General features: G+C 71.2%; 19 protein-coding genes. 9 read left to right on the plus strand and 10 right to left on the minus strand.

From position 1 onward, the window contains the following. Positions 1-5: 5 nt before the first annotated feature. From OG782_RS22935 to OG782_RS22950, 4 genes are all read right to left on the minus strand, one after another. Positions 6-860 (minus strand): carbohydrate ABC transporter permease, encoded by an 855-nt coding sequence (locus OG782_RS22935; protein ID WP_406453796.1) that lies wholly within the window; start codon positions 858-860, stop codon positions 6-8. After that, positions 857-1,750, minus strand: a complete 894-nt coding sequence (locus tag OG782_RS22940) for a carbohydrate ABC transporter permease (protein ID WP_406453798.1) — start codon at positions 1,748-1,750, stop codon at positions 857-859. Before OG782_RS22940 ends, OG782_RS22935 begins: the two co-directional genes overlap by 4 nt. After that, positions 1,750-3,078, minus strand: coding sequence for an ABC transporter substrate-binding protein (locus OG782_RS22945; protein WP_406453800.1), 1,329 nt, complete (start codon positions 3,076-3,078; stop codon positions 1,750-1,752). Before OG782_RS22945 ends, OG782_RS22940 begins: the two co-directional genes overlap by 1 nt. A gap of 191 nt (positions 3,079-3,269) precedes the next feature. Beyond that, positions 3,270-4,355 (minus strand): substrate-binding domain-containing protein, encoded by a 1,086-nt coding sequence (locus OG782_RS22950; RefSeq protein WP_406453802.1) that lies wholly within the window; start codon positions 4,353-4,355, stop codon positions 3,270-3,272. Between the two features lie 214 nt (positions 4,356-4,569). On the opposite strand from OG782_RS22950, the gene OG782_RS22955 reads away from it, so the two are divergent. Continuing rightward, positions 4,570-6,099, plus strand: a complete 1,530-nt coding sequence (locus OG782_RS22955; protein ID WP_406453804.1) for a right-handed parallel beta-helix repeat-containing protein — start codon at positions 4,570-4,572, stop codon at positions 6,097-6,099. Positions 6,100-6,107: 8 nt separating this feature from the next. Here OG782_RS22955 and OG782_RS22960 read toward each other — a convergent pair whose 3' ends face one another. Together OG782_RS22960 and OG782_RS22965 are read right to left on the minus strand one after the other, a co-directional pair. Next, the gene (locus tag OG782_RS22960) at positions 6,108-6,881 is read right to left on the minus strand and encodes an SDR family NAD(P)-dependent oxidoreductase (protein WP_406453805.1); all 774 of its coding nucleotides are present in this window, start codon (positions 6,879-6,881) and stop codon (positions 6,108-6,110) included. 57 nt (positions 6,882-6,938) lie between these two features. After that, positions 6,939-7,604, minus strand: coding sequence for an MOSC domain-containing protein (locus tag OG782_RS22965; RefSeq protein ID WP_406459226.1), 666 nt, complete (start codon positions 7,602-7,604; stop codon positions 6,939-6,941). Positions 7,605-7,693: 89 nt separating this feature from the next. Between OG782_RS22965 and OG782_RS22970 the strand changes: the two genes are divergently transcribed. Beyond that, on the plus strand, positions 7,694-8,584 hold the full coding sequence (locus OG782_RS22970) for a LysR family transcriptional regulator (protein ID WP_406453807.1): 891 nt from the start codon (positions 7,694-7,696) through the stop codon (positions 8,582-8,584). A 79-nt stretch (positions 8,585-8,663) separates the two neighbouring features. Here the strand turns inward: OG782_RS22970 and OG782_RS22975 are convergent, their stop codons facing one another. Then, the gene (locus tag OG782_RS22975) at positions 8,664-8,999 is read right to left on the minus strand and encodes a WhiB family transcriptional regulator (protein ID WP_406453809.1); all 336 of its coding nucleotides are present in this window, start codon (positions 8,997-8,999) and stop codon (positions 8,664-8,666) included. A 412-nt stretch (positions 9,000-9,411) separates the two neighbouring features. On the opposite strand from OG782_RS22975, the gene OG782_RS22980 reads away from it, so the two are divergent. The 4 genes from OG782_RS22980 (at position 9,412) to OG782_RS22995 (ending at position 13,769) form a co-directional block, all read left to right on the plus strand. Continuing rightward, positions 9,412-10,023, plus strand: a complete 612-nt coding sequence (locus tag OG782_RS22980; protein WP_003948568.1) for a response regulator transcription factor — start codon at positions 9,412-9,414, stop codon at positions 10,021-10,023. A gap of 297 nt (positions 10,024-10,320) precedes the next feature. Continuing rightward, on the plus strand, positions 10,321-10,896 hold the full coding sequence (locus OG782_RS22985; protein WP_018101160.1) for a sigma-70 family RNA polymerase sigma factor: 576 nt from the start codon (positions 10,321-10,323) through the stop codon (positions 10,894-10,896). Positions 10,897-11,037: 141 nt separating this feature from the next. After that, positions 11,038-12,540, plus strand: a complete 1,503-nt coding sequence (gene guaB, locus OG782_RS22990) for an IMP dehydrogenase (protein ID WP_406453811.1) — start codon at positions 11,038-11,040, stop codon at positions 12,538-12,540. Between the two features lie 104 nt (positions 12,541-12,644). Continuing rightward, complete coding sequence (locus OG782_RS22995) at positions 12,645-13,769, plus strand: GuaB3 family IMP dehydrogenase-related protein (RefSeq protein WP_093707048.1); 1,125 nt, start codon at positions 12,645-12,647, stop codon at positions 13,767-13,769. A 79-nt stretch (positions 13,770-13,848) separates the two neighbouring features. On the opposite strand, the gene OG782_RS23000 is transcribed toward OG782_RS22995, so the two are convergent. Together OG782_RS23000 and OG782_RS23005 are read right to left on the minus strand one after the other, a co-directional pair. After that, positions 13,849-14,424, minus strand: coding sequence for a hypothetical protein (locus tag OG782_RS23000; RefSeq protein WP_406453814.1), 576 nt, complete (start codon positions 14,422-14,424; stop codon positions 13,849-13,851). A 117-nt stretch (positions 14,425-14,541) separates the two neighbouring features. After that, positions 14,542-15,804, minus strand: coding sequence for a nucleotide sugar dehydrogenase (locus tag OG782_RS23005; protein WP_406453815.1), 1,263 nt, complete (start codon positions 15,802-15,804; stop codon positions 14,542-14,544). 409 nt (positions 15,805-16,213) lie between these two features. Here OG782_RS23005 and OG782_RS23010 point away from each other — a divergent pair, with 409 nt between their 5' ends. Next, on the plus strand, positions 16,214-17,920 hold the full coding sequence (locus OG782_RS23010) for a glycerol-3-phosphate dehydrogenase/oxidase (protein ID WP_406453817.1): 1,707 nt from the start codon (positions 16,214-16,216) through the stop codon (positions 17,918-17,920). 52 nt (positions 17,921-17,972) lie between these two features. Here OG782_RS23010 and OG782_RS23015 read toward each other — a convergent pair whose 3' ends face one another. Then, a complete protein-coding gene (locus tag OG782_RS23015; RefSeq protein WP_406453819.1) occupies positions 17,973-19,040 on the minus strand; it encodes a serine hydrolase domain-containing protein in 1,068 nt (355 codons plus the stop codon). A gap of 119 nt (positions 19,041-19,159) precedes the next feature. Here OG782_RS23015 and OG782_RS23020 point away from each other — a divergent pair, with 119 nt between their 5' ends. Then, positions 19,160-21,103 (plus strand): serine/threonine-protein kinase, encoded by a 1,944-nt coding sequence (locus OG782_RS23020; RefSeq protein ID WP_406453821.1) that lies wholly within the window; start codon positions 19,160-19,162, stop codon positions 21,101-21,103. A gap of 179 nt (positions 21,104-21,282) precedes the next feature. Then, a complete protein-coding gene (locus OG782_RS23025; protein ID WP_406453823.1) occupies positions 21,283-24,003 on the plus strand; it encodes a protein kinase in 2,721 nt (906 codons plus the stop codon). Positions 24,004-24,125 lie beyond the last annotated feature (122 nt).

Below are 24,125 nucleotides of genomic sequence, written 5' to 3' on the forward strand. Positions count from 1 at the left end.
GACGGTCACTTGACGCTTCCGGCGGTCAGTCCCGCCTTCCAGTGCCGCTGCAGGGAGACGAAGGCGACGATCAGCGGGATGACGGCGAGGAGGGAGCCGGTGACGACGAGGGGGTAGAAGCTCGGCTCGCCATGGGTGTTGGTGTTCCACGAGTACAGACCGAGGCTCAGCGGGAAGAGCTTGCGGTCCGAGAGCATCACCAGGGGGAGGAAGAAGTTGTTCCAGATCGCGGTGAACTGGAAGAGGAAGACGGTCACGAAGCCCGGCATGACCATGCGCAGACCGATGGACCAGAAGACGCGCAGTTCGCCGGCCCCGTCGATACGGGCGGCCTCCAGGGCCTCGTTCGGGATGTAGCCGGTGCAGAAAACCCGGGCGAGATACACGCCGAACGGGTTGACGAGCACCGGGATCAGCACCGACCAGTACGTGTTGACCAGCCCGGTCTTGGAGGCCAGCAGGTACATCGGCAGGGCGAGCGCCGTGGTGGGGACGAGCACCCCCATCAGTACGAGGGCGAACAGCTTCTCCTTGCCGCGGAATTCGTACTTGTCGAAGGCGTACCCGGCGGCGACACAGATCAGCGAGCAGACGATCGCCCCGCCGCCCGCGTAGAAGAGGCTGTTGAGGTACCAGCGGAAGTAGATGCCGTCGCCGTACTCGGCGAGGTTCGAGAGGTTCTCGCCGAGGTTGAAGCCGTCGAAGGAGAACGCGTTGCCCGCGAGCAGGTCGCCGGTGTCCTTCGTGGCGGCGGTGACCAGCCAGACGAGCGGGAAGAGCATGTAGACGACGGCGAGCAGCAGGAAGCCGTTGACCGCGGTCTTCGACATCCAGCGGCCGTGGGAGGCGGGGGAACTCATGCTTTCTTGCCCTTCCGGCCGGTGAAGCGGGTGACGACGAAGGACAGCAGCGCGGCCGTGAGCGCCAGCAGGATGGAGGCGGCCGCGGCGAGTCCGTAGTCGTTGCGCTCGAAGGCCGCGGTGTACGCGTACATGTTCGGCGTCCAGGTGGAGGTGACGGCGGAGCCGGTCCCCTTGTTGAGGATCAGCGGCTCGGTGAACAGCTGGAGCGAGCCGATGACGGTGAAGAGCGCGACCATCACGACGGAGGCGCGGATCAGCGGGACCTTGATGCCGATCGCGATCCGCCAGGCGCCCGCCCCGTCGACCGTGGCCGCTTCGAGCACGGAGCGGTCGATGGCCTGCAACGCGGCGTAGAAGATCACCATGTTGTAGCCGAGCCACTCCCACAGCGCGATGTTGACGACGGAGGGCAGGGCCCCCTCGGGCGAGAAGAAGTCGAAGCCGATGCCGCCGGACTCCATGGCGCTGACCACCGGGCTGAGCTGCGGTGTGTAGAGGTACACCCAGATCAGCGCGGCGATGATGCCGGGCACGGCGTGCGGCAGGAACAGCGCCAGCTGGAAGAACCGGCGGGCGCGGGCCAGCGTGGAGTCCAGCAGCAGTGCGAGGACGAGGGCTCCGACGAGCAGGAGCGGAATGTAGAAGAGGCAGTATCCGAGGAGTACGCCGAAGCCCTCGCGGAACGCCCGGTCGCCCAGGGCCGCCGTGTAGTTGTCGAGTCCGCTGAAGACGGTCTCGGTGCCGCCGAAGCCCAGGCCGGACTGCTTCTCGGTGAACAGGCTGAGCCAGACCGCGTATCCGATCGGCAGCACCATCGCCAGCGTGAACAGTACGAAGAAGGGCCCCAGCAGGATGGCGGCGGCTCTGGTCGTCCGGGCGTGCTTCATCAGCCTGCGTCCTCGACCTTCAGACCACGCTTCTTCAGCTCGGCGACCGTGGCGTCGTGGCCGGCCTTCACGGCGTCCTTGATCGTGGTGCCACCGCTGGCGACCTTGCCGAACTGGTCCTTCATCGTGGTGTTCGTGGTGCCGGTGGTCGGGCCCCAGCTCCAGTTCGGGCCGATGGACGTCGCGGCGCCCTCGAAGACCTGGTAGATGTCCTCGCCGCCGTAGAAGTCCGCGTCGAAGGCCTTCTGCGCGACCGGCCGCAGGGACGCCGCGGCCGGGAAGGCGCTGGACGTGCCGGACTCGATGCGGGCCTTGATGCCTTCCGGGGTGGTCGACATCCAGGTGGCGAACTCGACCGCGGCCGCTGCCTTCTTGCTGGTCTTGGTCACCGCGAAGGTGGAGCCGCCGAGCATGCCGCTGGCCGGCTTGCCGTCCCAGCTGGGCATCGGGGCGACGGCCCACTTGCCGCTCTGCTCGGGAAGGGTGCCCTTGAGGACGCCCGCGCCCCAGGCCGCGCCGAGGTAGCCGACGGTGCCGCCGCTCTTGAGGGAGTTGGTCCACTCGGGGCTGAACGAGGCGTTGGCGCGGATCAGGTCGTCGTCGAGCAGACCCTGCCAGTAGTCGGCGACCTTGTTGGTGGCCGCGTCGGTGGTGTCGACCTTCCAGGTGTCGCCCTCGGGCTTGTACCACTGGGCGCCGGCCTGCCAGGCCATCGCCTGGAAGGTGGTCGGGTCGTCGGGGAAGAACGTGCCGATCCGGGCCTTCTTGTCGGCCTTCTTGACCTTCTCGGCGGCCTTGCGGAAGTCGTCCCAGGTCTTGGGGACCTCGACGCCGTACTTCTCGAACAGGTCCTTGCGGTAGTAGAAGGACTGCGGCGAGGCGTCGAAGGGGACGGCCCAGTTCTTGCCGCCGAGCGTCGTCAGCTCCACCGCCTGGGGCAGCAGCTTCTTCCTGATGTCCTCGGTGAAGTACTGGCCGATGTCCTGGAGCGCGCCCTGGCTGACGTACTCCGGGAGCTGCGGGTACTCGATGGAGACGAGGTCGGGGGCGTTGCCCGCCTTCACGGCGTTGGAGATCTTGGCGTAGCCGCCCGCGTTGCCGGACGGGATCTCCTCGTACACCACCTTGATGTTCTTGTGCGAGGCGTTGAACGCGTCAACGACCTCCTTGGACCCCTTGGCCCAGCCCCAGAAGGTGATGCTGACGGGCTTGCCGTCGCTTCCGGCGGCGGACGTGTCGTCACCGCTGCCGCCACAGGCCGTGAGAACGGCGAGGGCAGTGGCGGCGCCGGCTACGGCGAGGGACGTTCTGCTCGAACTGCGGCTCACAGCGAAGCTCCTGAACAGGCGACGACATTGGCGTTGGCCGTGATCCTTGAACCAGTCGTGACCGAAGTCAAGAGCGAAAGAGCGATTGATCGAAAAAAGATCAGAAGAGTTGCGTACGGAATCCTTGGGATCGAGGTGGGAAACGTCGGGGGAACGGTGCGGGTGCACCTGCGGAACAGGTGCCCGGACCCCTACGGCAGGGGCGCTCCGCAGGAGTCCCTGACCCGGAGCTGCGGAAGCAGCGTCAGGTGGCGCCGGGGTGCGCCGGACGCCTCGCCCAGCCGCTCCACCAGCAGCTCCGTCGCGTGCCGGCCCACCTCGCGCTTGGGCGGGGCCACGGCGGTGAGCGGGGTGTCCGCGAGCGCCGCGACCTCGTCGTCGTACGCGATCAGCGCCAGGTCCTGCGGCACCCGCACGCCCAGTTCCGCCAAGCGCTGCACCACCTGGATCGCGTCCACGTCGTTGTGGATCAGCGCGGCCGTGGCCACCCCCGACAGGACCGCCTCGCGCAGCGCCCGTACGGCCCGCTCGAACACCTCCGGGGCCTGGTCGGCCGGTACGGACTCGATCACGTCCTGCGGCGTGGGCAGCCCGAGCAGGGTCAGCGCCTCCGCGTACCCGGAGCGCACCGCGAGGGCGGTCGGGGAGTCGGCGCGGGCCATCAGGAGCGGCGCCCCGTGCCCGAGGTCCACCAGGTGGCGTACGGCCAGCAGCACGCCGTGCGCATGGTCCGAGCAGACCCGGTCCAGGCCGTCCAGCGGTGAGCCGGGGGCGGGCCGGCGCTCCAGCAGGACGGTCGGCACGGGCAGCGAGCCGATCCAGGCGCCGAAGGCGGAGGGGTCGCCCGGGTGCTGCCAGCCGGGCGCGACCAGCAGCCCCTCGGCGCCCGCGGAGAGCAGCCCCTCGGTGCGGGCCTGGTCCTCCTGCGGCCGGTAGTCGGAGATCCGCAGGATCAGCCTGGCGCCCGCCCGTGCGGCCGCCTCGTGGGCGCCGCGGATGACCTCGGCGAAGTAGTAGGTCGCCGAGGGCGCGAGCATGCCGAGGACCAGCCCGCCGCCCGCACCGCCGGGCCCGCCGGCGGGGGCCGCGTCCTGGGGCCAGGACACCGAACCGTGGACCCGGTCGAGCAGGCCGCGGGCGGCCAGGTCCTCGACGTCCCGGCGCACCGTGACGGGCGAGACCCCCAGCTGCGAGGCCAGGTCCGAGACGCGGGCGGAGCCCCGGTCCCGTACCAGCCCGAGCAGGCGGTCATGACGTTCAGCAGCACTTTCGCGCACGGCGGCAGTCCCCTCGCAGTGTGTGGCCAGGCACTTGGCCCGGCCGGTGCCGGATCCGATGCCCGACCCTAGACCAACGTGATCGAACGATGGGAGTTTCGATCATTCAAACGTTATCCATTGACGTTCGATCAATCCGAGTCCAGGATTCCCGGCGATGCCGATCAGGCCGTTCCCGGCCCGTCCCGACCCTGACTGTTCGTACGGAGGAATTGTGAGACATCGCGTCACCGCTGCCGCGCTCGCGGCCCTGACCGCCGCCGCAGGCCTGGCCGTCGCCGGCCCGAGCGCCGCGCAGGCGGCACCCGCCGGCCGCACCTTCCACGTCGACTGCGGCGCCGCCCCCGAAGGGGCCACCGGCAGCAGGCAGCACCCCTGGACCACCCTCGCCGAGGCCAACGCGCAGACCTACGGCCCCGGCGACCGGCTGCTGTTCAAGCGCGGCGCCACCTGCACCGGCACCCTCGCCCCCACGGGCGCCGGCTCCGCCCGCGCCCCGTTCACCATCGCCGACTACGGCACCGGCCCGGCCCGCGCCGGGCTCGACGGCGCGGGCGCCCATGACACCGTCCTGCTCTCCAACACGCAGTACGTGCACCTCAGGGACCTGGAGATCACCAACGCCGACAACCCGGGCAGCGAGCGCAACGGCGTCCGGCTGCGCCTCACCGACTACGGCGTCGCCCGCGGCTTCGACATCAGCGGCCTGTACATCCACGACGTGCGCGGCGGCGACTACAAGACCGTGTCCGGCTCCAGCGCCATCCACATCGCCGTCGAGGGCAAGGCGAAGGCCAGCTGGTACGACGGCCTGGACATCGGGAACAACCGCATCGAGGACGTCGACCGCGAGGGCATCTACTTCAAGTCGACCTTCTCCAGGCGCGATCTGGTCGGCGACCAGCAGGACCCGAACGTGTATCCGGGGGAGTGGACGCCCAGCACCGGCGTCCGTATCCACCACAACACGCTGAAGTCCCTGGCCGGCGACGGCATGAAGCTCGACACCACCAGCGGCGCCCGCGTCGACCACAACCGGGTCGACGGCTTCCAGCTCCGCTCGCCCTCCGCCAACGCGGGCATCTGGACCTTCAACACCGACGACACGACCGTCGAGTACAACGAGGTCTCGGGCGGCGGCAACACCCACGACGGCATGTCCTTCGACGCCGACGGCGCCTCGCAGAACACCGTCTTCCAGTACAACCACAGCCACGACAACAAGGGCGGCTTCCTGCTGATCTGCCCGTACAGCGGCGCGAAGACCATCGGCACCGTCGCCCGCTACAACGTCAGCCGCAACGACGGCGCCCGTCTGATCCAGAACTGCTGGGGCCCGATCCTGGGCACGGAGATCTACAACAACACCTTCCACAACAAGGAGCAGATCCCCGGCCACCTCGTCCAGGACGACGCCGGCAGCCCCGCCACCACCCAGCACGAACTGTCCATCCGCAACAACGTCTTCGTCAGCGAGGGCACCGGCGGCTACGCCTTCAAGAACCCGACAGCCGGGCTCTCCTTCGAGCACAACGCCTTCTACGGCATCGACATGACGCGCCCGAACCCCGGCGGCATCACGGCCGACCCGAAGCTCCGGGACGACTTCCGGCTCGGTGCGGGCTCGCCCGCCCTCGCCGCCGGAGCCGTCATCGAGAACAACGGCGGCAAGGACTACTTCGGCAGCCGTCTCAAGCCCGGCGCCCCCAACATCGGCGCCTACGCGGGCCGCGGCGTGCGGTAACCCACCGTTCACTGAGGTCCGTACTTGCGGCCTGTCTTGGAGGTCATCCCTCCGAGCAGGCCGCGCGGCGTCAGCTTCACCAGCCCCATCAGCGCCTTGTACCGGGGGTCCGGAATCGAGACCGACTTGCCGCGCGCCAGGTCCGCCAGCGCCGCGGCCACCAGCTTGTCGGCGTCGAGCCACATCCAGCCCGGGATGTTGCCGGTGCCCATCCCGGCCCGCTCGTGGAACTCCGTACGGACGAAGCCGGGACACAGCGCCATCAGCCGCACGCCCGAACCGGCCAGGTCCTTCGCCGCGCCCTGGGTGAACTGCACGACCCACGCCTTGGACGCCCCGTACGTGCCGCGCGGCACGAACGCCGCCACGGAGGCCACGTTCACGACACCGCCCCGGCCGCGCTCCTTCATACCGGCCGCGGCCGCCGAGGTCAGCCGCAGAACCGCCTCGCAGTGCACCTTCAGCATCGCCAGCTCGTCCGCCATCGGGACGTCCAGATAACGGCCCTTGTTGCCGAACCCGGCGTTGTTGACCAGCAGATCGACCGACTCCATGCGGTCGGCCAGCCGGGCCTCGACCGCGGCGATCCCGTCGTCCCGTGACAGGTCGGCGGTCAGCACTTCGGCCTCGATGCCGTGCCGGTCGTGCAGCTCGGTGGCCTGCTCCCGCAGGCGGTCGGTGTCGCGGGCCACCAGGACCAGGTTGTGCCCCTCGGCCGCGAGCCGCCGCGCGAAGGCGGCCCCGATGCCCGCGGTCGCGCCCGTAATCAGTGCAGTCGTCATACGCGGCACGTTAGTGCCCGGCGCCCGCCCGTGGACGACCCGCCCACCGCTGCCCGCTCACGCCTGACGCGCCACGTACGCCCGCGCCTTGCGCAGCGCCGAGGGATGCAGCGCCTCACCGGCCGTGAGCAGCTGCGGCAGCAGTTCGCGCTCGGTCGTCACAGCCCTGAACTGCAGCTCCACCGTCACCTTGTGGGCCGGCCGGTGCACGATCACGACCGGGTCGCCGGCCCGGATCGTGCCCGGCTCGATCACCCGGAGATACGCCCCGGGCGCGGCCGCCCGCGTGAACCGCCCGACCCAGCGCTCCTCGTCGAGGTGGCCCGCGAACGTACGGCAGGGAATGCGGCCGGAGGTGACCTCCAGGACCAGGCCGGCGCCGATCCGCCAGCGCTCGCCGATCAGCGCGCCGCTGACGTCCACCCCGCCGGTGGTCAGGTTCTCGCCGAACGAGCCGTTGCGCAGCGGGCGCCCCAGCTCCCGCTCCCACACGTCGAGCTCCTCGCGGGCGAAGGCGTACACCGCCTGGCCCGAGCCCCCGTGATGGCGCAGGTCGCAGACCGCGTCCCCGGCCACTCCGCTGCCGCCGGTGCCCTCGGGGCCGGGGTCGGCGACCCGTACCGGCCCCTCGACGGGATGCTTGTCGATCCCGGTCACGCCGCCGGGGGAGTCGGTGTGGGGCACGGCCACGGGGCGGCCCGCGTTCACGGTCAGCACGGTCATCGTCTTCATGGCTGCACGCTAGCGACTCCAGACCCAAAGGTGTCCGGCATTAACTCGCCCCTTATCCAAGATTCGCTTATATTCGAAGGGTGATCGAAGCCCGTCATCTCCGTGTCCTGCGAGCCGTGGCCGGTACCGGCTCCTTCTCCGCCGCCGCCCGCGAACTGGGCTGCACCCAGCCCGCGGTCAGCCAGCAGATGAAGGCCCTGGAGGCCTCCGCCGGCACCACCCTGCTGATCCGTACGGGGCGCGAGATGCGGCTGACGCAGGCGGGCGAGGCGCTCGTGCGCCATGCCTCGGGCATCCTCGCCGGGCTCACCGCCGCCGAGGAGGAGGTTGCCGCGATCGCCGGGCTGCGGGCCGGCCGGGTCCGGCTGGTCTCCTTCCCCAGCGGCAGCTCCACGCTGGTCCCCGGCGCCCTCGCGGCGCTGCGCGCCGCCCATCCCGGCACCCGGGTCTCCCTGGTCGAGGCCGAGCCGCCCCGCTCGGTGGAGATGCTGCGCGACGGCGACTGCGACATCGCGCTCGCGTTCCGCTACGGAGTGCCGGGCGCCGAGTGGGACGACCTGGTGGTGCGCCCGCTGCTCACCGACCGGCTGATCGGCCTGGTCCCCGACGGCCACGGCCTGGCGGACCGGGACGTGGTGGACATCGGGGAACTCGCCGGTGAATCGTGGATCGCCGGCTGCCCGCGCTGCCGCAGGCAGCTGGTGGAGGTCTGCGAGGAGTCCGGCTTCACCCCGCGGATCGACTTCGCCACCGACGACTACCCGGCGGTGATCGGCCTGGTCGGCGCCGGCCTGGGAGTGGCCGTGCTGCCGGCGCTGGCGATCGAGTCGGTACGCCCCAGGGACGCCAGGACCGTCACGGTGGAACCGGCCATCGAGCGCGAGATCGTCGCGCTGACCCTGCCCGATCTGGCGCAGGTACCGGCCGTCGCGGCCACCCTGGACCAGCTGTCCCTGGCGGCCGCCCGCTGAGCGGTCCGCCGGCGACCCGGGCCAGGGGTGCGGGTATGCCTGAAGAAACGTTTCTCCAGCTGTCCCGCGCGGTGCCGGGTCAGCCCTGCCCGGACGGGGAGGCGGTGCCCGAGGGTGCCGTCGCCGAGATCAGCCGGTTGCGGGCCCGCCCCATGAGCTCCTCGCGCTCGTCCTCGGTGAGTCCGCCCCACACCCCGTAGGGCTCTCGTACCGCCAGGGCGTGTGCCGCGCACTCCGCGCGTACCGGGCACCGCATGCAGACCTCTTTCGCGGAGGTCTCGCGGGCGCTCCGGGCGGCACCGCGTTCCCCCTCGGGGTGGAAGAACAGTGAGCTGTCGACCCCGCGGCAGGCCGCCAGCAGCTGCCAGTCCCACAGATCGGCGTTGGGTCCGGGAAGGCGGGAGAAATCTGCCATTGCTTGTCCCCTCGAAACCATGCTGAGTCGGAAACGTCGTGGTCGTCCGTCGGTGACCGTGTTCATGACCGTACATCTACGGTGTTAGTAGATGTAAATATGACTGATTGCGAATCTAGCCATAGACACCAGCAAAAGGGAAGAAAACCCGCTAAATGGGGCATAAGTTCATGAGAAGTTTCGGTTGACGGCTGGACGACCCGTGGCGCTCTCCTCCGTGCTCACTCACTCACGTAGAGTGCCGAACCCGGCCTTCCGGCCCGTAACTCTTTCGAGTGACCATCGTTGAGAGTGCGGAGGCGGTTGGCAGAAAAAGCGATCGGGCAGATGTCCGAGAGCGTCAACCGCACAGGTGACGACTTGTAACAGCCTGGAGGCTCAAGGTGACGCGCATCAGCTGCGGAGGGCGGTCATGACATCCGTCCTCGTCTGCGACGACTCCCCGCTTGCCCGAGAAGCACTCCGACGCGCGGTCGCGACCGTGCCCGGCGTCGAGCGTGTGACGACGGCGGCCAACGGCGAGGAAGTTCTCCGCCGCTGGGGTGCCGACCGTTCGGATCTGATTCTGATGGACGTACGCATGCCCGGTCTGGGTGGTGTGGAGACCGTCCGTCGACTGCTCTCCGCGGACCCGGGGGCCAGGATCATCATGCTGACCGTCGCCGAGGACCTGGACGGTGTCGCGCTCGCGGTCGCCGCCGGGGCCCGCGGATATCTGCACAAGGACGCATCCCGGGCGGAGCTCCGGGCGACCGTCACCCAGGCGCTGGCCGATCCGACGTGGCGGCTCGCCCCGCGTCGGCTGCGGTCGGCCGAAATGGGTGCGGCGCCCACGCTCACGGCGCGTGAGATCCAGGTGCTCGAGGGGATGAGCCACGGCCGCTCCAACGCGGAGATCGGCCGTGAGCTGTTCCTCTCCGAGGACACGGTGAAGACGCACGCCCGGCGTCTGTTCAAGAAGCTCGGCGCCTCGGACCGTGCCCACGCCGTGGCGCTCGGCTTCCGCTGGGGCCTGGTCCGCTGAGGGCCGGTGGTGGCCGGCAGCCGATCCATTCCCCGTCCGCACGCCGGCGGACGGGGCAGCCCCGGCGAGGGGTGCGGCGCGAGCCGCACCCCGCCCGCCGAGCCCGCCGCCCCGGCGGCATGTGACGCTTCCCGGCCGATGACGCATCCTTGAGATGTGGAGTTCCTCGGGAACGATTCGGTCGAGCGGAAGGGGAGGGCGCAGGACATGACTTCCGGCGCACCCGCTCATAACGCTTCGGTGCACAACTACGGACGCGATGCCGCGGATGACGCGGCACCGGGGCACCATGGTCCGATGCGCGACGACGGAACGACGGTGATCGGTGCTCTGGTGCACCGCGCCGTCGAGGGCGATGCGCAGGCCACCCATGACCTGCTGGCCCACGTCCATCCCCTCGCGCTGCGCTACTGCAGGTCCCGGCTGAACCGGCTGCCCGGTGATGCTCGCCACTTCGTGGAGGACCTGGCGCAAGAGGTCTGTGTCGCGGTGCTGATGGCGCTGCCGCGGTACAAGGACACCGGCAGGCCCTTCGAAGCCTTCGTCTTCGCCATCGCCGGCCACAAGGTGGCCGATCTCCAGCGGGCCGCGATGCGGCACCCGGGATCGACCGCGGTGCCCTCCGACGAGATGCCCGAACGGCCGGACGACTCGCTGGGGCCCGAGGAGCGCGCACTGCTCAGCAGCGATGCCGCCTGGGCCAAGAAGCTCCTCGCCAACCTCCCGGAGAACCAGCGCGAGCTGCTGGTCCTGCGGGTCGCGGTCGGCCTGACCGCCGAGGAGACCGGGCAGATGCTCGGGATGTCCCCGGGTGCCGTCCGGGTCGCGCAGCACCGTGCGCTGAGCCGGTTGCGGGCCCTCGCGGAGCAGTGAGCCGGAGGCCTGTCCGGTGCCGCGGGGAGCTGCCGTACGAAGCTACAGAACCTCCAGGTGATCTTGCTCGTGGAATGAGACACCCCCGGAGGCCGTTAGCATGGACATCCGCACCGATCAAGGCCATTTGGGGAAGGTGTCATGACTGCAAACGTCGACGGAGTGCCCGAGAAATTCGCGACGCTCGGGCTGACATACGACGACGTGCTGCTGCTGCCCGGCGCATCTGAAGTGCTGCCCAACGCGGTCGACACCTCGACGCTCATCTCACGGAACGTACGGGTGAACATCCCGCTGCTCTCCGCCGCGATGGACAAGGTGACCGAGGCCCGTATGGCCATCGCCATGGCCCGTCAGGGCGGCGTCGGCGTACTGCACCGCAATCTCTCGATCGAGGACCAGGTCAACCAGGTCGACCTGGTGAAGCGGTCCGAGTCCGGCATGGTCACCGACCCGATCACGGTCAGCCCGGATGCCACGCTCGGCGAGGCCGACGCGCTCTGTGCGAAGTTCCGCATCAGCGGCGTCCCGGTCACCGACCCGGCGGGCAAGCTGCTCGGCATCGTCACCAACCGCGACATGGCCTTCGAGTCGGACCGCTCGCGCCAGGTGCGCGAGGTCATGACGCCGATGCCGCTGGTCACCGGCAGGGTCGGCATCTCCGGCGTGGACGCCATGGAGCTGCTGCGCCGCCACAAGATCGAGAAGCTTCCGCTGGTCGACGAGGCGGGCATTCTCAAGGGCCTCATCACGGTCAAGGACTTCAAGAAGGCCGAGCAGTACCCGAACGCGGCCAAGGACGCCGAGGGCCGCCTGCTCGTCGGCGCGGCCGTCGGCGCCAGCCCCGAGGCGCTGGACCGCGCCCAGGCGCTGGCCGGGGCCGGTGTGGACTTCCTGATCGTCGACACCTCGCACGGCCACAACAGCAACGCCCTCAACTGGATGGCGAAGATCAAGTCGGCCGTGAACGTGGACGTCATCGGCGGCAACGTCGCGACCCGCGACGGCGCCCAGGCCCTGATCGACGCCGGCGTGGACGGCGTCAAGGTCGGGGTCGGACCCGGTTCGATCTGCACCACCCGCGTGGTCGCCGGCATCGGCGTCCCGCAGGTGACCGCGATCTACGAGGCCGCGCTGGCCGCCCGCGCGGCGGGCGTCCCGGTCATCGGCGACGGTGGCCTCCAGTACTCCGGCGACATCGGCAAGGCGCTCGCCGCCGGTGCCGACAGCGTGATGCTGGGCTCCCTCCTCGCGGGCTGCGAGGAGTCCCCGGGCGAGCTGCTCTTCATCAACGGCAAGCAGTTCAAGTCGTACCGCGGCATGGGTTCGCTGGGCGCGATGCAGTCCCGCGGCCAGGGCCGCTCGTACTCGAAGGACCGCTACTTCCAGGCCGAGGTGTCCTCCGACGACAAGCTCGTCCCCGAGGGCATCGAGGGACAGGTGCCCTATCGCGGCCCGCTGGCCAACGTGCTGCACCAGCTCGTCGGCGGTCTCCGCCAGACGATGGGGTACGTGGGCGCGGCCTCGGTCGACGAGATGGAGCGCAAGGGCCGCTTCGTGCGGATCACCTCGGCGGGTCTCAAGGAGAGCCACCCGCACGACATCCAGATGACGGTCGAAGCACCGAACTACAGCAGGAAGTAACGCAACAGCGCAGGTGAGGGGCGGCCCGGGGTTCCCGGAACCGCCCCTCACCCATGTGTCGGGGATACTGGACACGCAGACGTAGAGGGAAAGGCCACACCATCGTGACTGAGATCGAGATCGGGCGCGGCAAGCGCGGCCGCCGGGCTTACGCATTCGACGACATCGCCGTCGTCCCGAGCCGCCGTACCCGCGACCCGAAGGAGGTCTCGATCGCCTGGCAGATCGACGCCTACCGCTTCGAGCTGCCGTTCCTGGCGGCTCCCATGGACTCCGTGGTCTCCCCGCAGCACGCCATCCGTATCGGTGAGCTCGGCGGCCTCGGCGTGCTCAACCTGGAAGGCCTGTGGACCCGGCACGCGGACCCGCAGCCGCTGCTGGACGAGATCGCCGAGATGCCGGTCGAGTCCGCGACCCGCCGGCTCCAGGAGATCTACTCCGCTCCCATCCAGGAGGAGCTGATCGGGCAGCGCATCAAGGAGGTGCGCGACGCCGGTGTCGTCACCGCCGCCGCGCTCTCCCCGCAGCGCACCGCCCAGTTCTCCAAGGCCGTCGTCGACGCGGGTGTGGACATCTTCGTCATCCGCGGTACGACGGTCTCCGCCGAGCACGTCTCGGGCGCGGCCGAGCCGCTGAACCTGAAGCAGTTCATCTACGAGCTGGACGTCCCGGTGATCGTCGGCGGCTGCGCCACGTACACCGCGGCCCTGCACCTGATGCGCACCGGCGCGGCCGGTGTCCTCGTCGGCTTCGGCGGCGGCGCCGCGCACACCACGCGCAACGTCTTCGGCATCCAGGTCCCGATGGCCACCGCGGTCGCCGATGTGGCCGGTGCCCGCCGTGACTACATGGACGAGTCCGGCGGCCGGTACGTGCACGTGATCGCGGACGGCGGCGTCGGCTGGTCCGGCGACCTGCCGAAGGCCATCGCCTGCGGCGCCGACGCCGTGATGATGGGCTCCCCGCTCGCCCGCGCGACGGACGCGCCGGGCCGCGGCCGCCACTGGGGCATGGAGGCCGTCCACGAGGACGTGCCGCGCGGCAAGCTGGTCGACCTGGGTTCCGTCGGTACGACGGAGGAGGTCCTCACCGGTCCTTCGCACACCCCCGACGGCTCGATGAACATCTTCGGCGCCCTGCGCCGGGCGATGGCGACGACGGGGTACAGCGACCTCAAGGAGTTCCAGCGCGTCGAGGTGACGGTGGCGGACTCGCAGCACCGCCGCTGAGTGTTCCGAGCATGACGGGAGGGCCCGGACCGCGATCGCGGTCCGGGCCCTCCCGGGTGTTCCGGGTGGTGCGGGGCGGCTACGAGGCCTTCCGCGCGCCGCCGATGGCCCCGAGGGCGCCGATGGCGAGGAAGAGGTAGGTCTTGAAGTCGGCCGACTTGCTCCAGGCGTCCGATATGGCGTCGAAGTGGTCGAAGAAGACGCTGAACGCCGACTGGTTCGTCAGGTCGGCGAGGATGACCGAGACCCCCACGAGCTGGCCGAGGTAGACCGCGCCGATCGACAGCAGGGCGCTGACGACGGTCAGCGCAGGGTTCGATCCGCCGACCTTGCTCGCCGCGAAGCCGACGAGGAAGCCGACGCCGACGGCGATGTAGCCGACCTCGCGCTCGATCGAGCCGGCGATGACGCCGTACAGAACGGCGGCCACGAGCGCCGCGACCACGCCCGCCAGGATTCCGAGACCGATGTTGTTGCGCGCCGGTGCGACCGGGGCGAACGGTGCGCCTCCGCCGAAGGGGGCGCCGCCCGGCTGCTGGCCCGCGAACGGGTTGCCGGTCGGGGCCCCGGGCTGCTGGCCGGCGTACGGGTTGCCGTCCTGGGGCTGGGCGCCGTAGGGCTGCGGCTGGTTCGGCGGTGGTACGGGCGTGCTCATGGTGGGTTCCCCCTGGGACGTCTGCGCACGGGTGTGCGAGGAGTGACGCCGCAGGCTAGCAGTCGCTTATGACATCGGCCCACCAGAATCCTTGGGGGGACTGGGCGGGGAGCCGTTTCAGAGCCGGTGCGCGGCGCCCGCCGGGGTCGCGCCGCGGGTGTCCAGGAGGAGTTGGGCCTTCACGGCCAGGCCCTGGAGGTCGTACGTGCGGTGGTGCTGGAGCAGCACCGTCAGGTCGGCGCTGGAGGCCGCTTCGTAGAGCGAATCGGCACGGGGGACCGGGAGTTCACGTACGCGCCAGTCCAGGACGTGCGGATCGTGGTAGCCGATCTGGGCCCCCATGTCCATCAGCCGGGTGGCGATCTCGCGGGCCGGGGAGGCCTCTTGGTCGGCGAGGTCGGGCTTGTAGGTGACACCGAGGAGGAGGACCCGGGCGCCGCGGACGGACTTGCCGTGCTCGTTGAGGAGGGTGGCGCAGCGCTGGATCACGTACTGCGGCATCCGGTCGTTGATCTCCTGGGCGAGCGAGACCATCCGCAACGGGTGCCCGGGGGTGCGGCTGTTGTACGGGAGGTAGCCCGGGTCGACCGGGGCGCCGTGGCCGCCGACGCCGGGGCCGGGGCGGAAGGGCTGGAAGCCGAAGGGCTTGGTCTCGGCGCACCGGATGACGTCCCACAGGTCGACGCCGAGGTCGTGGCAGAGCACGGCCATCTCGTTGACCAGGGCGATGTTGACGTGCCGGAAGTTGGTCTCCAGGACCTTCGTCATCTCGGCCTCGCGCGGGCCGCGGGCGCGGACGACCTTGTCGGTGAGCCGGCCGTAGAAGGCGGCGGCCGACTCGGTGCAGGCGGGGGTGAGGCCGCCGATGACCTTGGGGGTGTTGGCGTAGACGTGGGTGCGGTTGCCGGGGTCGAGCCGGGTGGGGGAGTAGGCGAGGTGGAAGTCGCGTCCGCCGCGCAGCCCCGAGCCCTCTTCGAGGATGGGGAGCAGGAAGTTCTCGGTGGTGCCGGGGTGGACGGCCGATTCCAGCAGCACGGTGGTGTGCGGGCGCAGCCGGGCGGCCAGTGCGCGGGCCGCGTCGCCGACGGCGGTGAGGTCGAGGGTGCGGTCGGGGCCCAGGGGCGTGGGCGCGCAGATCACGGCGGTGCGGACCCGGCCCAGCTCGGCCTGGTTGGTGGTGGGCCGGAACCCGCCGGAGAGCATCCGGCGGATGTCGGACGCGGTGAGTGGGCCCTCGACGGGGGTGCGGCCCGCGGAGAGCTCCGCGAAGGCCCGGGGGTCGGTGTCGTAGCCGATGGTCTGGATACCGGCTGAGACGGCGGCTTGGGCGAGGGGCAGGCCGAGGTGACCGAGTCCGATGACGGCGAGGTCTGCAGGCACGTGGGTGGCCGTCCTTCCCTAAGACCGACCGGCACATGAGGGGTGGCGTCGCGGGGCCGGTCACGCGCATCTGCGGCGTTGTCGTCAATCGCCATGGCTCCGCCATGACTCAATCCTCCGCCTTGCAGCTGCACGCGCCCAGCCCCGCTCCTTCTTCCACCCCTCATGTGCCGGTCGGTCTAAGACCATGAGGAGAGAAAGCGCAACTGCTGGGGACAGCGCAATGTCAGACTAAGCGTAAATATGACCTATATGTCGCATTGTGCCGCCCCTGTCGTCCGGGTGTTGTCCACAGGCGGTGGCTGAAGTCGCGGAGCGCGGACAGAATCGAGTGGTGGGCACGGGCACCCGACCCCGCGGTCGGACCGCATCCCCGTGCCGGACCACCCCGATCTACCGGGAGGCAGCAGTGAGGACAGCGACACTGGGACCCGCGGAGCGTGCCGAGGCGCTCGCCGCGATGGCCGAGCGCGAACTGGACGTGCTGGTCGTGGGGGCGGGCGTGGTCGGCGCCGGTACGGCGCTGGACGCGGTGACGAGAGGGCTCTCGACCGGTCTGGTCGAGGCGCGGGACTGGGCGTCCGGCACGTCGAGCAGATCGAGCAAGCTGATCCACGGCGGGCTGCGCTATCTGGAGATGCTCGACTTCGCGCTCGTGCGGGAGGCCCTGAAGGAGCGCGGGCTGCTGCTGGAGCGCCTCGCCCCGCACCTGGTGAAGCCGGTGCCGTTCCTCTATCCGTTGCAGCACAAGGGCTGGGAGCGGCTGTACGCCGGTTCGGGCGTCGCGCTGTACGACGCGATGTCGGTGTCGTCCGGACACGGCCGCGGACTGCCCGTGCACCGTCACCTCTCCCGCCGCCAGGCCCTGCGCGTCGCACCGGCACTGAAGCGGGACGCCCTGGTGGGGGCCCTGCAGTACTACGACGCCCAGATGGACGACGCCCGCTATGTGGCGACCCTCGTGCGCACCGCCGCCGGGTACGGCGCACAGGTGGCGAACCGGGCGCGGGTGGTCGGCTTCCTGCGGGAGGGCGAGCGCGTCGTCGGCGCCCGGGTGGAGGACGTCGAGGCGGGCGGTGAATACGAGGTCAGGGCCAAACAGGTGGTCAATGCCACCGGCGTCTGGACGGATGACACCCAGGCGCTGATCGGTGAGCGCGGCCAGTTCCACGTCCGGGCGTCCAAGGGCATCCATCTGGTGGTCCCGAAGGACCGCATCCACTCCTCCACCGGCCTGATCCTGCGGACCGAGAAGTCCGTCCTCTTCGTCATCCCGTGGGGGCGGCACTGGATCGTCGGTACGACGGACACCGACTGGGACCTGGACAAGGCGCACCCGGCGGCGTCCAGCGCGGACATCGACTATCTGCTCGAGCATGTGAATTCGGTCCTGGCCACCCCGCTGACCAGGGACGACGTCCAGGGTGTCTATGCGGGGCTGCGTCCGCTGCTGGCCGGTGAGTCGGATGCGACCAGCAAGCTGTCGCGTGAGCACACCGTGGCGCATCCGCTGCCGGGCCTCGTCGTCGTCGCGGGCGGGAAGTACACGACGTACCGGGTGATGGCCAAGGACGCCGTGGACGAGGCGGTGCACGGACTCGACCAGCGGGTGGCCGCGTGCGTCACCGAGGACATCCCGCTGCTCGGCGCCGAGGGCTACGTCGCCCTGTGGAACGCGCGGGCCAGGATCGCCGCCCGGACCGGCCTCCACGTCGCCCGGGTGGAGCATCTGCTCAACCGGTACGGCTCCATGACGGAGGAGATCCTGGAGCTGATCGTCGCCGACCCCGTGATGGGCGAACCGCTGCCGGCCGCCGACGACTACCTCAAGGCCGAGATCGTCTACGCGGCCTCGCACGAGGGGGCCCGCCACCTCGACGACGTACTGACCCGGCGGACCAGGATCTCCATCGAGACCTTCGACCGGGGCACGCGCTCCGCACGGCTCTGCGCGGAACTGATGGCGCCGGTGCTCGGCTGGGACAAGGGCCAGATCGAGCGCGAGGTCACGCACTACGAGAAGCGGGTGGAGGCGGAACGGGAGTCGCAGCGCCAGCCCGACGACCTGACGGCGGACGCGGCGCGGCTGGGAGCGCCGGACATCGTGCCGATCTAGGGTCTCTCGTCCGGGCCATCGCGGTCCGGGGGCCGGTGCCGGACGGCAGGGCTCACGTGGCGCAGAACTCCGCTTCCAGGAGTGCCGGTTCGAGCGTGTCCGCCTCGTCCAGAGTGTCCGTGTCGATCCGGTACGTGAGGGTGTGCCGGCCGTCGCGGGTGGCGGCGGTGCGGACGTAACTGCCCTGTATGTGGCCGTTGTGGCCCCAGACGGTGACCCCGCAGGAGAGCCGCTGCGGGTAGATGCCCAGGCCGTAGGTCCCGTGTGCCGCCTCGGTGTTGAGCAGCGCGGTCTGCTGGGCGGACGGGAGCAGCCGCCCGCCCAGCAGGGCCGCGTAGAAGCGGTTCAGGTCGGCGAGGGTGGAGATCAGCTCGCCCGCGGCGCCCGCCGTGCGCGGGTCGAGGACGGTGACGTCGCTCAGGCCGCCGCCCGCCGGATCGCGGGTGTAGGCGCGGCCGTGCGGCTCGGGCAGGGTGGTGCGGGCTCCGGGGAGGGAGGTGCCGGTGAGCCGGAGGGGGGTGATGATGCGGCGCCGGATCTCGGTTGCGTAGCTGTGGCCGGTGACGCGTCGAACGACCAGGCCGAGGACGGCGTAGTTGGTGTTGGAGTAGGCGTAGGTGCCGGGAGCGTGCATGGGGCGGTGGGCCGTTGCCGTACGGATGGCGGCGATGGCCGACACCGGATGCGCGGAGGTGTCGTCGGTGTAGTCGTAGAGGCCGCTGGTGTGGCTGAGCAGGGCGCGCAGGGTGAGGCGCCGGCCGTCGTTGCCGTGGCCGCGGATCAGTCCGGGCAGGAAGCGTTCGACCGGGTCCGACAGCCGCAGCGCGCCCTCACCGGCGAGTTGGAGGACGACGGTGGCGACGAAGGTCTTGGTGATGCTGCCTGCCCGGAACCGGTCCGCGTACCGGATTCCGGGGCCCGTCGACCGGTAGCTGCCATGGCCTGCGGCCGAGGGGGTATGCGCGAGGAGGGCTGCCGTGGGAGCGCGGCCCCGGGCGACGAGCCGGGGAAGGTAGGAGGCCGCAGGCGTGAGGTGTGGTTCGCTGGGCAGGCTCGCCGTTCCGAGGCCGAGCAGCGTTGTCGCCAACAGGGTGACGAGCGGCGCCCTGAGTATCGGCATGGCGGGAAATCCCTTCCTCCGGCCACATCATGGCGGACCCAGGACCCGGCACCAGGACCGGTCCCGGGGTGAGGGACAATGAACGCTCTGCCAGGGCGGGTTGATCGCAGAGGGGACGCATGTCGGAGGCGGAGCAGGCACGGGAGCCCCAACGGGACAAGGACGGACGTCTCCTCGCGGGGCGGTACCGGCTCGGGGAGGTGCTCGGCCGGGGCGGTATGGGCACGGTCCACCGCGCCGTCGACGAGACGCTGGGCCGCACGGTCGCGGTCAAGGAACTGCGGTTCCCGACGGCCATCGACGACGACGAGAAGCGCCGTCTCATCACGCGCACACTGCGTGAGGCCAAGGCGATCGCCCGCATCCGCAACAACGGCGCGGTCACGGTCTACGACGTCGTGGACGAGGACGACCGGCCGTGGATCGTCATGGAACTCATCGAGGGCAAGTCGCTGGCCGAGGCGGTGCGCGAGGACGGCGTCCTGACGCCGAAGCGCGCGGCCGAGGTCGGTCTGGCCATCCTCGACGTGCTGCGCTCGGCGCACCGCGAGGGCATCCTGCACCGCGATGTGAAGCCGTCCAACGTGCTGATCGCCGAGGACGGCCGGGTCGTGCTGACCGACTTCGGGATCGCCCAGGTCGAGGGCGACCCGTCCGTCACCTCCACCGGGATGCTCGTCGGCGCCCCCTCGTACATCTCGCCGGAGCGGGCCCGCGGGCACAAGCCGGGACCGCCCGCCGACCTGTGGTCGCTCGGCGGACTGCTGTACGCGAGCGTCGAGGGCTGCCCGCCGTACGACAAGGGGTCGGCCATCGCGACCCTGACCGCCGTGATGACCGAGCCGCTCGACCCGCCGAAGAACGCGGGCCCGCTGGAGGAGGTCATCTACGGGCTGCTCGCCCGGGACCCCGAGCAGCGGCTCGACGACGCGGGCGCGCGCGCACTGCTCAACGACGTGATCACCGCTCTCGAAAAGCCGGAGCGTCCGGTGCCGCCGGCGGAAGCCACCCAGGTGATGGCGCTGCCCACGAACGTCGCCGACGCACCGGCCAAGTCCGCGTCGAAGTCCGCCGAGGCGGGCGAGGGCACCCGTGACCGGCTGCGCGGGGCGCTCCGCTCCGTACGCAACGCGAAGGCGGCGCCCGCGGCCGGCGCGTCGGTGGCCTCCTCCGCCGCCGCGCCGCCCGCTCCGGCCCGGCCCGCCGCGACGGCCGCAGCCTCCGGCTCCGTACCGCCGCAGCGCCCGGCGACCTCGCCGGTCACGCCGCCCCGGGCGTCCCTCACGGACGTGGTGCCGCGCCGCACCCTGGCGGTCATCGCGGGTGTCATCGTGCTCGCCGTGCTCGGCACGGTGCTCGCGCTCACGCTCGGCGGGGACGACAAGGGCGACGACGGCGCCGTCAGGAACGAGAACCGTTCGTCCGCCGGCTCATCGGCGGGCAGCGGTTCCGCGGACCCGTCCGCCACCGGACAGGGCGGCAGCGGCAAGAACCAGGACGGGAACAAGGGCGAGGACGAGAACAAGGGCAAGGGCGAGGACGGCGACTCGGGCAAGGCGGCCGGCTCCAAGGGTGACAAGCCGGGCGACAAGTCCGGCGACGCCCTGCCCGCCGGCTACCGGACGGTCACCAACAAGGGGTTCCACTTCTCCGTGGCGCTGCCCAAGGGCTTCCGGTTCGACAAGACCTCGGGTCAGAACGCCGGCGCGATATACAACGTCAGCGGCGGCTTCCCCCGGGTGCAGATCGACTACACCGGCTCGCCCGGCTCGGACGCGGCCGCGGCCTGGAACTCCGCCAGGGGCGGCGTCGCGGCCTCCAGTACGGCCTACCGTCACCTCGGCATAAAGGAGGTCGAGTACAACGGCTACCCGACCGTCGCCGACTGGCAGTTCGAGCGCACACAGCAGGGCCAGCGGGTCCGGGTGCTCAACCGCGGCTTCAAGGTCGACGCCGGCCACGGCTACGCGATCATGATCAGCTGCAAGGCCGGCGCCTGGGACGACGAGGAGTGCCGGACGCTGCGCACGACGGCGTTCGAGACCTTCAAGCCGCTCGACTGACGGCGGCCGCCGGGCCGGGTTGCGCCGACCCGGCCGCGCGGCCGCCGCTTGCCACGTATTGTGAGAGCTCGAAGACCGTACGCAGCCGGAACCGCCAGTCAATTACGCGGCAAATGACCGCAATTGACGGATTCATACGGTGTACGTGGCCGGGGGACAGCGCGCTCTGGGGAGGCGTCGTGGACGACTATGCGGGTCGGGTGCTTGCCGACCGCTACCGCCTTCCGCTGCCTCCGTCCGACGCGTACGAACTGGTCGAGACCCGCGCCTTCGACACGTACAGCGGACAGGAAGTCCTGGTCCGGCAGGTGCCGTTGCCCGAGGTCCTGGACGCGGAGGTGCTCGACGCCGACGGCGGGCCCGCGCCGGTCCGGCGGACGGGCGGGCGCACGGTGCGGCGGTCCACCGAGCCGGCCGTGCGGCGCGCCATCGAGGCCGCCCAGGCGGCCGCCCAGGTACCCGACCATCCACGCCTCGACCAGGTCTTCGACGTGTTCGCCGAGGCCGGCTCGCTCTGGATCGTGAGCGAACTGGTCGCCTCCCGCCCGCTGGCGGCCCTGCTCGCGGAGCGCCCGCTCAATCCGTACCGGGCCGCCGAGATCGGCTCCGACGTCCTGACGGCGCTGCGTGTTCTGCACGCCCACGGCTGGACCCATCGCAACATCACCGTGCGCACGGTGCTCATCTGCGACGACGGACGCGTCGTGCTGACCGGCCTGGCGGCCGGGGCGGCGGAGGAGGCGCTCTGCGGATACGTGCCGGTGCCGCGCCCCGACGACGACGCGGACGGCGAGGAGACCTACGGCAGGCCCGCGGTCGAGTCCGGGCCCACGGGCCCGTACGTGCCGCCCGAGGCCGAGGCGGGGCCCGTGGAGCCGTACGGGCGGTCCGTGGACCCGTACGGGCAGGTGCCCGGCTCGCGCGGGCCCGCGGCGCTCGAGCCGGCGACCGGGGACGGCCCGCCGAGGCCCTACGGCGGCGGCGAGCTCGAGTCCGTGCGCCGGCCGGCACCGCCCGCGGCCCTGCCGCCCACCACCGTGCCCGCCCCCGACGCCGACGGCGCCGCACAGGCGCGGGCCGCACGGGCCGGCGCCATCGCCGCGTACCGCGCGGGGGCCCGTGCCGCCGCCCGCATCAGCGAGGACGAGCGCCGGGCCGGTACGGACGAGGCGCAGGACGCCGGCACCCTGCCCCTCCAGCGCCCCGGCGGCTGGGGAAGCACGCCGGACGCGCCGGATCCCTACGCCCACCCCTACGACGACGAGGACCCGTACGACGACGAGGACGACGACGGTGACACGGGCGGCGACACCGGCGGTGACACCGGCGGTCAGACTCCGCCCCGACGGCTGCATCTGACCGGTTCCTGGGACGACGGCCCCGGCTTCGGGCGCCCGGTGTCCGCCGGGGGCTCCAGCGAGGACGCCCTGCGCGCCGACTCCCGCCGGCTGGGGACGCCCCCGGCCGCGCGCCCGGAGCTTCCCGCCGGCAGCCGGGAGACCTCGTCGGGGCGTTGGGACGAGATCGTCGCAGGGAGCCCCGAGGCATCGGCCTACCGTGGTCCCGCCACCACCCTCGCCGCCGAGCGCGCGCGGCAGGCCCGGATCGCCGTCGTCGGCGCGGTCACCGAGCGCTGGGCGCCCGAGCAGGCCGGACCGGTCCACGAGAACTGGCAGCTGGCGCCGCCCATCGGCCCCTCCACCGACCTCTGGGCGCTCGGCGCCCTGCTCTACCGCGCGGTCCAGGGCCACGCCCCGTACCCGGAGGAGAATGCCGCCGAGCTCGTCCAGATGGTCTGCGGCGAGCCGCCCGCCTTCGCCGAGGAGTGCGGGCCGCTGCGCCCCGTCGTCGAGTCGCTGCTGCGCCAGGACCCCACCGAACGCCCGGACTTCGAGGAGCTGCGCGGCTGGCTGCGCTCCCTCATCCGGTCGGCGCCCGAGCCGGAGGCCGGTCTCGACGTCGTGACGCTGCCCGCCGCCGACACCGCACGGCTGCCCGTCGTGCGCCGCCGGGGCGAGCTCGTCCGCAAGCGCCGCGGCCGCCGCGGCGGGGCGGCACACGGCCGGCACCGCCAGACCGGGGAGCGGCCGGAACCCGCGGAGCGGGCGCCCGTCACACGCCATGAGCCCCGGCTCAGGGCGCCGCGCGAGCCCAAGGGCCCCAAGGCGCTGCGCACCCCGCCCCGTCCGCAGCAGGGCGGGGAGCGCGCGCCACGACGGCTGGGCCGGCTGCTGCTCGTCCTGATCCTGCTGCTGCTCGTCGCCGCGGTCGTGTACGCCGTGATGTTCATGCCGAAGTCCACTTCGCCGTCCGGCGCGGGCGCGAGCCCCTCCCGCACCACGTCCGGAGCCCCCGGCCCCGGGCCGGACGACGGCTCCGGGCAACCTGCACCGTCCGGGTCCTCCGGTGCGCAGCGGCCGCAGACCAGCCGCTCCGCCGTCGCCCTGGCGGCCGGGTACACGCTGCGCAAGGACGCCGGGGGCTTCGAGGTCGGCGTCCCCAAGGGCTGGGCGCGCGTGCCCGCCAACGCGCAGGGGCAGATCCGGTACGGCGACGGCGGATTCAGCGTGCTGATCGTCCCCGGACGCGACACCGCCAAGGCCAACGGCAGCGACCCGCTCGACTACCAGCGGGACAAGGAACCGGAGTTGAAGCCGTTCCGCGACTCCAGCTGGGCCACGGCGACCGGTATGCGCCGCACCGACGTCGGCCGGCAGGCCATGGCGGAGGGCCAGTTCACCTGGAAGGACGGCAACGGGCGGAATGTCTACGTCCGCAACCTCGTGATGCTCGTCGACGGCCGCTACCACATCCTCCAGGTCATCGGCCCGCAGGACCAGCGCGACAAGGTGACCGATATCTACCAACAGGCCAGCCTCTCCTACCGCGTGACGCACTGAATCGAAGCGACTCAACCGGGCGCGATCCCGGGGAGCGACAAGCATCACAGTGCGATCTCGTGAGCGGTGCGAGGTTCCGTGGCCGCACGTCCTCTCCGTAACCTGTCATCCGAAGCAACGGG

Origin of the sequence: Streptomyces sp. NBC_00876 (assembly GCF_045207435.1) — a bacterium.
Lineage (GTDB): Bacteria > Actinomycetota > Actinomycetes > Streptomycetales > Streptomycetaceae > Streptomyces.